The sequence below is a fragment of the Archangium sp. genome (assembly GCF_036389735.1).
GTDB lineage: Bacteria > Myxococcota > Myxococcia > Myxococcales > Myxococcaceae > Archangium.
Map to the genome: position 1 here is coordinate 1 of NZ_DASVWK010000032.1, position 10,049 is coordinate 10,049.

At 70.8% G+C, this 10,049-nt stretch carries 8 protein-coding genes; 3 read left to right on the forward strand and 5 right to left on the reverse strand.

From position 1 onward, the window contains the following. Positions 1-183 precede the first annotated feature (183 nt). Positions 184-1,911, reverse strand: coding sequence for a lamin tail domain-containing protein (locus tag VF794_RS01040; RefSeq protein WP_331106810.1), 1,728 nt, complete (start codon positions 1,909-1,911; stop codon positions 184-186). 187 nt (positions 1,912-2,098) lie between these two features. Between VF794_RS01040 and dgt the strand changes: the two genes are divergently transcribed. Then, complete coding sequence (gene dgt, locus VF794_RS01045) at positions 2,099-3,511, forward strand: dGTP triphosphohydrolase (protein WP_331106812.1); 1,413 nt, start codon at positions 2,099-2,101, stop codon at positions 3,509-3,511. A gap of 21 nt (positions 3,512-3,532) precedes the next feature. On the opposite strand, the gene VF794_RS01050 is transcribed toward dgt, so the two are convergent. Continuing rightward, positions 3,533-4,231 (reverse strand): hypothetical protein, encoded by a 699-nt coding sequence (locus VF794_RS01050; protein WP_331106814.1) that lies wholly within the window; start codon positions 4,229-4,231, stop codon positions 3,533-3,535. A gap of 205 nt (positions 4,232-4,436) precedes the next feature. Beyond that, complete coding sequence (locus VF794_RS01055; RefSeq protein ID WP_331106816.1) at positions 4,437-5,597, reverse strand: hypothetical protein; 1,161 nt, start codon at positions 5,595-5,597, stop codon at positions 4,437-4,439. Between the two features lie 188 nt (positions 5,598-5,785). Between VF794_RS01055 and VF794_RS01060 the strand changes: the two genes are divergently transcribed. Then, positions 5,786-6,406, forward strand: coding sequence for an RNA polymerase sigma factor (locus tag VF794_RS01060; protein WP_414640854.1), 621 nt, complete (start codon positions 5,786-5,788; stop codon positions 6,404-6,406). Next, on the forward strand, positions 6,403-6,900 hold the full coding sequence (locus VF794_RS01065; RefSeq protein ID WP_331106820.1) for an anti-sigma factor family protein: 498 nt from the start codon (positions 6,403-6,405) through the stop codon (positions 6,898-6,900). The genes VF794_RS01060 and VF794_RS01065 overlap by 4 nt, the downstream gene beginning before the upstream one ends. Here VF794_RS01065 and VF794_RS01070 read toward each other — a convergent pair. Then, positions 6,881-8,749 carry a S8 family serine peptidase gene (locus VF794_RS01070; RefSeq protein ID WP_331106822.1) on the reverse strand — a complete coding sequence of 623 codons (1,869 nt, stop codon included), beginning with the start codon at positions 8,747-8,749 and terminating at the stop codon, positions 6,881-6,883. The two genes, VF794_RS01065 and VF794_RS01070, sit on opposite strands and share 20 nt — an antisense overlap. Positions 8,750-8,944: 195 nt before the next feature. Then, positions 8,945-10,049: glycerol-3-phosphate dehydrogenase/oxidase (locus VF794_RS01075; RefSeq protein ID WP_331106824.1), on the reverse strand; the 1,105-nt coding region annotated here is incomplete at its 5' end.

Genomic DNA, 10,049 nt, shown 5'->3' on the forward strand with positions numbered 1-10,049 from the left:
CACAGCACGGGCAGCAGGGCGGTACACTTCACCGAGGAACTCCGGGTGAATGGAAGGGGGCGAGACCCGGCCCATTCTGGCACGGGTGGCGGAAGTGCCCCAAACCGGGGGGACATGAGAAAGGCCGCCCCTCCTTCCGGAAGAGCGGCCCGTCCCTTTCAACGAAGAACCGTTACGGGTGGCTCAGAAGGCGGCGCCGCTGGCGCGGGTGCCCGGAGAGGAGCCCAGCGTCGAGACGGACGTGTGCAGCACGAAGCCGCCGGTGCTGACATCGGGGCTGCGGTTGGCGGACACGCCGTCGGTGCCGGACAGCGTGCTCGAGTAGGTGTACGTGTCCACGTTGGTGCTGCCCGCGTTCTTCACCGTGACGGTGTCGCCGCTGTTGGCCAGACCCAGCGCCCCCGTGGAGGCGCCCACGGCGTTGGTGAGCCCCGTGGGAACGCCGGCCGAGGAACCGAACACCACCAGGGCCTTGCCCGCGCCGAGCACCGTGCCCGTGGCGAAGGTGTGCCGCCTGGCGGTGCTGTCCCAGATGCTCCAGCCGCTGATGTCGATGGAGGAGCCACCCACGTTCACCAGCTCGACGAACTCCTTGGTGACGTCGGAGAGGGGCTCGTTGGCGAGGATCTCGTTGATGATGACCCGGGCCGGAGAGGTGGCGGTCGTCGTGGTGGCCGAGGCGGTGTTGCTGCTGGCGGACTCGTTGTTGGCCGCGTCATCAGCCGTCACGCGGTAGTAATAGGTGGTGCTGGCGGCCAGGCCCGTGTCCGCGTGGCTCGTGCCGCTGACGCTCGCCACGGGCGAGAAGGTGGCGTTGTCGGGGCTGCGGTAGACGTTGTAGCTGGCCACGCCCACGTTGTCGGTGGAGCCCGTCCAGGCCAGGTTCACCTGGCTGGCGGAGGCCGCCGAGGCGCTCAAGTTGCTCGGCGCGGTGGGCGCGGTGGTGTCCGTGGTGCCGCCGCCGGTGCCGCCCGCGCCCGCCAGCCAGGCCACCGCGTTGAGGTGGATGAGGGCGTTGTCGTAGGTGGTGTTCTCCCAGCCGTTGTGGGTGGCGTGGCCGCAGCCGTTGGTCGCGTCCTCGGAGGGCGAGGAGTCACCGATGGCCGCGATGCGCCCCGTGCCATCCGTGGAGGTGGCGAACGTCACCTGCGTGTTGGAGCCTGCGGTGCCCGTCGTCATCCACACGTGCCCCTTGGCGTTGGGGTTGGCCGTGGGGTTGAGCGTCATCGACGTGGAGCCGAACAGGCCCAGGCCCTTGCCCACCGTGGCCTTGCCATAGGGGCCCGTATAGATGATGGGCGAGCTGGTGTCCGAGGTGTACTTCGAGTTCGGGTTGTCGTTGAACCAGTTGTTCGCCTCGGGATCCACCTGGAAGTGGATGCCCCAGGAGACGCCAACCATCAGGTCGTTCATGATCTCCGGCGAGTCCCAGGTGTCGTTGTTGCGGTCCGAGTTCCAGTGGTCGGCGATCATGAACAGGCCGCCACCGTTCTTCACGAAGGCCTGGATGGCCGAGCGCTCCGCGGTGGTGTAGCGGGTGTTGGGCTCGGGGAGGATGAAGACCTTGTAGTTCTTGAGGTCCTGCGCGTTGGTGGTGTCCCCATAGGTGATGCGGCTGCCGGTGGGCAGGCTCTCCACCGCGAAGCCCTTCTTCGCCAGGGCCACGCCGAAGGCGGAGTAGGCGCCGCCCCAGTACGTCTCGGGCGTGGTGGCGGTGATGCCGCTCTGCGCGGGGGTGGGGTAGCGCTGGGCCACGCCACAGGAGTCCTCATCCATCACCCAGTCCGCGTTGCCCGCCGTCTGCGCGTGCATGGCCTCGAAGAGCACCTTCGTCTGGGCCGAGGCGCTGGCGGGATTGAGCAGCGCGACGAGCGGTGCGGCGAACAACACGGAGCGGAACAGGGACTTCATGGTGCCTCCTGGGCGGGGGAGGCACCAAGCAACCACTTGCTTTCTCGGAATTCAAGGGGAGCGTAAAAAACCCACTCTGACTGTATCGCCAGGGGGCACGGGCGGAGCACGGGGAGTGGGGGAACTTGCCCTTGTCAGACCCGGACGCAGGATGGCGGGCTCCCCCACCGCGCAGCGCGAGGTACCCGTGAACCAGGAACGAACCAACCGGTGGCGTCAGCTCCTCTCCTTCCACCGGGTCGGGGACAGGCAGGACCGGGCCCCCCTGGACACCCCGGACGAGCGGACCGAGTTCGACAAGGACTACGACCGCATCGTCTTCTCCAGCGCCTTCCGGAGCCTGCACGACAAGACGCAGGTGTTCCCGCTGTCGACGAGCGACTACACGCGCACGCGCCTGACGCACAGCATCGAGGCCTCGTGCGTGGGGCGCTCGCTGGGGCAGCTCGCGGGGCGCGGCCTGCTGGTGCAGGACGTGGAGGTGGATGCGCCCCGGCTGGGCACCATCGTGGCGGCGGCGTGCCTGGCGCACGACATCGGCAACCCGCCCTTCGGGCACTCGGGAGAGGCGGCCATCCAGCACTGGGTGGAGCGGAGCTTCCCGCGCTTCGAGCCCGGGGAGAAGACGGACGCGCGGCACCCCTTCGCCACCGAGGCGCAGTGGCAGGACCTGGCGCGCTTCGAGGGCAACGCGCAGGGCTTCCGCATCCTCAATCGCTTGCAGTCGAGAAACCGGGACGGCGGGCTGCGCTACACCGTGGCGACGGTGGGGGCGATGAGCAAGTACCCGACGCCCTCGGTGCTCCCGGGCCGGCAGCGCACGAAGAAGGGCCCCATCTCGGAGAAGAAGTTCGGGTTCTTCCAGGACGACGCGCAGCTGGCGCGCGAGGTGTACCGCAAGCTCGGGCTGGTGGAGCGGGAGCCGTACGTCTTCAGCCGCCACCCGCTGGCCTTCCTCGTCGAGGCGGCGGACGACATCTGCTACGCCATCATCGACCTGGAGGACTCGGGGAAGCTGGGCCTCATCCCGATGGAGGACGTCTGCACCTTGATGGAGGAGGTGGCGGAGTTGCAGAAGAACTTCCGGCCCCTGAAGGACAAGGTGGACTGGGAGTCGCGGCTGGGGCGGGCCCGGGCGGGAGCGGTGTTCGCGCTCATCCAGGAGTGCGTGACGGCGTTCGCGGAGAACGTGAAGGCGATGGAGGCGGGGAGCTTCGAGGAGTCGCTGGTGTCGTCACGGCCGGAGGCGGGCGAGAAGCTCAAGCGCATCACGAAGATCACCCAGGAGAAGGGGTACTGGAACGAGCGCGTGCTTCAGATCGAAGCCGCGGGCTTCCGGACGCTGGGGGGCCTGCTGGACATGTTCGCGCCCGCGGTCCTGGCGGACACGCCGAACCGTGAGGAGAAGAAGCTGCGGCAGTTGCTGCCGCTCGAGTTCTTCCAGCGCCCCGGGCCGTACCAGGAGGACCGGGACAAGGCCATCGAGCGGCTCAATCCCTACGAGCGGCTGCTGTGCGTGACGGACTACGTGTCCGGGATGACGGACGGGTTCGCGGTGGAGCTGTTCCAGCGGCTCTCGGGCATCAAGCTGCCGGAGTAGCTCCCATCACCAGGCGTCCCCTCACTCCTCGGGAGTCTTCCGCGAGGACGGGGGCAGGACTTCAATCCGCGTCACGGGATTCCCGCGAGTGTAGAGGTCGGCGGAAGCACGCACGACGGTGCCCTCACGGAGATTCTTGAGGGACAGCTGCTCCCGGCCGCGGAAGACGCGGACGTCATGCGCGAGGGCCAAGGAATTGGAGATGCCCTCGACCTCGAGGACGAGCTGCTGCTGAGACACCGAGCGCACCCGGCCCGTGTAGATGACGTTGACGGCGGCGATGCCTTCGTTGCCGGTATCCGGCCGAGCGGCCTGCGCCCCACCGGCACGCCCCCCGCCGCCCACGCCCTCGCCCGCGGCGTCCCCGAGCCCCACCTGTCCCGCTGGAGCCTCGGCGTTCGGGTCTCCGATACCCACGTTCCCAGCGCCCCCGGTTCCAGCACCCGTCCCGCCCTGCGCGGGGAGTCCCGTCCTGGCGAGCTGCTCCCGCATCCGCGCGTTCTCCTGCTGGAGCCGCTCCACCTCCGCGCGCAGCAGGGAGAGTTCCCGCCGCTGCGCGGCCTCGACGCTCGTCCCCTGCCCCGTCCCGGTCGTTCCCGTGGAGAGACCGGAGGGTTCGGAGCCGGTGTCCTGGGACTGCGCCACGTCCTGAACGGCGCCGCACACGAGGCACAGGCCCAACACCGCGATGCTCAGCTCCACCCAGGTCCGTTTCCTCATCGACGCCGCGCTCCCTTCTTCCGGTAGAACGTTGGGCGGCGGACGTCCACCGGCAACCGGCGTGGGGCCGGGGCGGCGTGAGATGAGAGGGGCGGCCCTGCCGGCTGCTCTCCGAGCCTTCGAGCAAAAAGGAACGGGAGGAGCCGTGGGTGGTGCCCACGAGCCCCTCCTCGAGTCCGTGCCGCTGCTGGAGCGCGTCCGAGCCTTATCGGGTCGACGGGCCGGGCTGCTCTCCCTGGGCCGGGGGAGCCTGCGGCAACATCATCCGTTGCCCGGGCCCCATGCCCTCGGGGCGCGGTTGCGGTTGCCGCTGCTGCTGCTGTCTCGGCTGCGGCTGCTCGTCGATGACGACGATGGCCCGCGCGTGCTCCTCGCCATCGATGTACTCGAGCGAGGTACGCACCGCGGCCCCCTCGGACAGCTGCCTCGGGTTGATGGCCTTCCCGTCATCGACCACCCGCGTCCCCCGGCCGATGCGCAGGTTGTAGACGCTGCCGTCCTCGGGATCGACGACCTGGATGCGATTGGAGGAGACGGCGCGCACCGTGCCATCGAACGTCACGGTGGCCACGGCGATGGGCCCCTCCGCACGGATGTTCGACGTGTCCGTCGTGCCCCCGCCACCCGTGCCTCCGCCACCCGTGCCTCCGCCACCCGTGTCGCCGCCGCCCGTGCCCCCGCCACCCGTGCCCCGTCCCTGGTCTCCCACCAGCCGCTCCAGGCGAGTCACGCGCTCGCGCAGGAAGGTGATCTCCCGCTGCATCGCATCGCCGCTCATGGGCACCTGCGCCGAGGCCTGCCCGCCACCACTCCCGCCACCACCGCCAGCGCCGCTTCCGCCGGCTCCCTGTGCACCGGCACCACCCGTACCGCCAGCGCCGACGTCTCCGCCCGCCGTGCCGCCACCGCCCCCACCCTGCCCCGCGCCTCCGGTCCCACCGCCAGCACGGTCAGCGGGCGGAGGAATCTCGTCACTGGTTCCGCGATAGGTCGGGCCCGCGGTATCCGCGCCAGCCGCGCCCGTGCCCGTCTGGCCACCGGTCATGCCCGCGCCGCCACCGGTCATCCCGCCCATGCCCCCACCACCCGCGCCAACTCCGCCCCCACCCGCGCCGCCACCACCCGTCCCCGCGCCTCCCGTGGCCGGCTGCCCCTGGGCTGTTCCCACCGTCCCGGCCGACTGCTGTCCGGGCGCTCCCGCCGCATCGATGGCGTTCGTGTCCTGCCCGCGATCGATGCTGGCCGCGCCGGACGGGCTGCCCGCCGGCTGCTGTGTGGCGGGAGCCTGGGCTCCCGTGTTCTGCTGCGCCAGGGCCACCAGAGGGGCAGTCCCCAAGGCCAGCGCCATCCAGATGGCTCTCCGCATGCCGTCCTCCTCGTCATCCCCTCCCCGTGGCGAAAGGTGGGAATTGTTCTCGAAGGCACACACCCGGAGGGGGTCGGCGCCGAGCTTCCTCGGCGGCTCCAGGGGCGGGCAGGCGGGTTGAACGCAACGAACCAGCAGGAAAGAGAAGGAGCGGTGAAACTTCCGGTCGCTTCATGTCACCCAGGCGCGTGGCCCACCTCTTCGCGGTCCGACTGACCCTCGCTGGCGACGCGTCCTCCGCGGAGGATGACGAGCACCGGCTGCTGTCGCGCGCGCGGCGGGGGGATCCGGTCGCCTTCCGCGCCCTCTTCGAGCGGCACTCCCCCGCCGTCTGGCGCTTCATGAGGGATCTCTTCCGGGACGACGCCGCCGCGGACGAGGCCACCCAGGAGACCTTCGTGCGCGCGCACGGCAAGCTCGGGGCGCTGCGCGACGAGGCGCGGCTGGCCTCGTGGCTGCTGGGGATTGCCCGCCACGTCTACCTGGAGTCGCGCCGGGGCCGGGCCACGCACCTGGACATCGCCTCCGAGGAGAGCGAGCCGCTGCTGGAGTCGGTGCTGCCCTCGCCCACGCCGGAGGACCTGCTGCTGGACCGCGAGCTGGAGGGACTGCTGGCGAAGGCGCTCGGGGAGCTGCGCGAGGAGCGGCGGGCGGCGCTGCTGCTGCGGCTCGACCACGGGCTGCCGTACGAGGAGATCGCCCAGGTGATGGGCTGGTCGCTGCCCAAGGTGAAGAACGAAATCCACCGGGCCCGGCTGCAGCTGCGCGAGCGGCTCGCCGCCCATGTGGGCAATGGAGGCCGTCCATGAGTCCGTCGCACAATCCCCCGTGCCGCGAGTCGGAGCTGGACGCGCTGCTGGCCGGAGAGCTGTCCGCGGAGGACGCCGAGCGCGTGCGAGCCCATGCGGCCCTGTGTGCCACGTGCACGCGCGCGCTGGCGTGGCAGAGGCTGGAGCGCGGGTGGATGGCGCAGCGGGCCAGGCGCATGCCCTCGCGGCCGGCGCTGAGCTACGGCGCGCTGGAGGCCCGGCTGCGAGCGCCCGTGCCCCGCCGGAGCCCGTGGGTGCCACGAGGGCTGATGGCGCTGGGCGCGGTGGCGGCGGTGCTGTTCGTGGCGCTCGGCCTGATGCCGCGCTCGGCCCCCCCGGCCTTCTCGGCCGAGGAGACGTGGGGAGACGGGCTCATGTCCGTGGCGACGGTGGAAGCCTGCATGGACCCGAGCATCGAGGCGGTGGCACGCGTCGAGGCGCGTTTCGGCGCGTGCCTGCTCGCCTCGCCAGCGGCTACTGCGAGCTCTCGCTGAGGGCGAGGTCCACCGCCGCCTTGGCCTGCACGAGGCCCCAGCCGAAGGCGATGTCCTGGTCGGCGGACGTGACCGGGTCGTTCGGGTCGCCGAGGCGCTTGGCGGAGCGCTCGAGGATGCTGCGCACCTGGGCGTTGGTGAGGGTGGGGCGGGCGCTCCACACCAGCGCGGCCACACCGGCCACATGGGGCGTGGCCATGGAGGTGCCGGAGCTGAAGGCGTAGTCGCTGCCCTTGAGGGTCAGCTTCACGTTGGAGCCGAGCTGGGCGCGGACGGTGGGAATGGCGGTGGTGGGCACCGCGGTCACCGGAGGCCAGTGGCTGCTGCGCGAGCCGAGGGTGAAGCCGAGCACCTCATCATCCTTGGGGTCGTTGTTGCCGATGATGACGGCGTGGGCACCCTGCGACCTCACGTTCTTCACCTTCTCGGCGAAGGTGATCTCCCCGCGGTCCACGTAGGCGACGAACCCCTCGCAGGTGGCGCCGGGGCAGGAGCGCAGGCCCGTGCCCAGGCCGCAGTCGATGAGCTTGCCCTCGTACCCACCGGAGGTCGGAGCGTACAGGGGGGCGCTCGACGGGAGGAAGGCGCCGCCGGCCACCAGCTCCGCGAAGGGCGACTGGCCACGGGGATAGGTGGAGTACACGGGCTCACCGGGGGCCACCAGGCTCAAGAAGGGCCCGCCCTGGGAGAAGGTGGAGCGCTTCTCCTCGTCGGTCACCGAGCCCACCGCGATCACGGTCTCGTAGGCGGCCGGATAGGTCTTCGTCTCCGGGGTGGCGATCTCTCCGCCGTTGCCGCTGGCGGCGACGGTGAGCATGCCGCCGGCCCAGACCTCCTCGAAGGCGGTCCTCTCCTCCGGGTTCTCACTGGACGAGCCCAGCGAGAGCGAGGCGATCTTCGCGCCCTGGTCCCTGCACCACTTGATCGCGGCGATGACGTCCGAGGTGTTGCCCTCGCCCTTCTTGTCGAGCACGCGGGCCACGAGGAGGGTGGCGCCGGGGGCCACGCCCACCATGCCCTGGGGGCTCAGCTTCTTGTCGTTGGGGTCCACCGTGGCGCCGGAGCCGGGCTGGGCGACGATGGTGCCCGCAACGTGGGTGCCATGGCCTCCGCCCCACCCGTTCTCGTCGCGGTCCATCGGCGAGTTGTCCTTGTCGACGTAGTCCCAGCCGCCACCGTACGCGGCCATGATCTCCGGGTGCTCGGGATCGATACCGCTGTCGATGACACACACCTTGATGCCCTGGCCGGTGATGGCCCCGGGCTCGATGACGCCATTGCCATCGAGGTCCCACACCTTGTCGGCCTGCACCATGCGCAGGGCCCAGGTGTACTCGCTGGGGCTGGCCTGGGTGTTGAGGGGCCGGCGAGTGCCCAGCACGGGCTCCTCGAACAGGGTGGCCACGGGCGCGAGGGCCGAGGTGCCGAGCGCGTACACCTTGCGGTCCTCGGAGATGGAGAGCACCTCGGGGTCCTGGGAGAGCCGGGCCAGCTCCTCGGAGGAGAGGGAGAGGGCCATCGTGTCGGACTCGGGCCAGTGGTACTTCACCCGGGCGCCGAGCTGGCGCACCTTGTCCTCGCGCTGGCGGGGCACGGCGGCGGAGGCGGCGAGGTTCAGGACGCCCGGCTTGCGGAAGCGCACCAGCACGCGTTGGAGGCCGTCAGTGGCCGGGGCGGAGCTGAGCGCCGAGGTGGAGGTGGAGAGCTCGGCCCCGTGGGCGTCGCCGCTGAACGGCATGACGAGATCCGGGCACAGTGCCTGCTCCTCCACGACGGGGGGGGTGATTTCCTCCGGCTTGCAGGCGCTCACGCCCAGGCCGAGCAGGCCCAACAGTACCAATCGCCTCATGTGTCACGTCTCCTTCACCCCGTCGGAGGGGATCGCACCGCCGTGGCGGTACCGGGCCGAGGAATGGAGAGAGCCAACGTGTGGCCCCAATAGCCATTCCCCGATGACACACGGTAGGCCGTCTGCTTGCTCGGCGGTAGGGAGGACGAGCGCCCGGACGCCGGAAGGAGCCGTGCGGGTGCGGGGTGGTGGACGTCAGCGCGAGGTGGAATCGACGGAGAACAGACGCTCCACGTCGCGCGAGTAGTCGGCGAGCTGGCGCTCGACGGTGTCGGGGTTCCACCCGAGGAGGGGGGCGATGTCGGAGGCGGCGAGGCGCGCGGCGGAGCGACCGAGATCTCTCGTCTCGAAGGCCACCTTGAGGCGACGGACGAGCAGGTCGGACAGGGTGTGGACGAGTTCGTGGGTGACGCCGTGGACGGCCTCGGCCCGGATGTAGGGAAGGCCGGGGACGAGGGGCTCGGCGAGGTGGGGCTGCTCACGGGTGAGGGCCCACACCTGGCGCCAGCGGCCGCCGTAGCAGCGCACGAGGTGGAGGGCGGTGTCCTCGCGGGCGACCTCGGCGCGGGCGGCGGAGAGCTCTGCGTCGAACGAGGGGATGTCGCCGCCGGGAAGCGGGAGCGAGTCGGTGAGCGTCTTGGTGTGGGGGACGACGAGGACGTCCTGGACGGCGTCGACCATGTCGCGGGCCATGACGCGGTAGGTGGTGAGCTTGCCGCCGGAGATGGTGAGGACGCCGGTGGGGCTGGTGTGGATGGCGTGCTCGCGGCTGGCGCTGTTGGCGCCATCGGAGCCGGCATAGCCACTGGCGACGAGGGGGCGGATACCGGCCCAGGCGCAGACGACGTCCTCGCGGGTGAGGTGGACGTCGGGGAAGAAGCCGTTGGCGGAGGCCAGGAGGTAGTCGAGGTCGGAGACGCTGGCGCGCACCTCGGAGGGGTGGGCCTGGGTGGTGGTCTCGGTGGTGCCGATGATGGTGTGGGTGTGGGCGGGGAGGATGAACATGACCCGGCCGTCGACGGGGGACAGCAGGGTGAGGGCGGAGTCGACGGGCAGCCGCTCGCGAGGGATGGAGATGTGGACGCCCTTGGAACCGCGGACGCTGGGGCTGGCACCGTTCTTCGAATCGAGCCGGCGGATCTCATCGCTCCAGGGCCCGGTGGCGTTGACGAGGACGCGGGCGCGGACGGAGAGCTGCTGACCGGTGAGGTCATCGACGACGGTGGCGCCGCGGGCGCGGTTGTCCTCGAGGAGGAGGCCGCGGACGGTGGCGTGGTTGAGGACGATGGCGCCGGCCTCG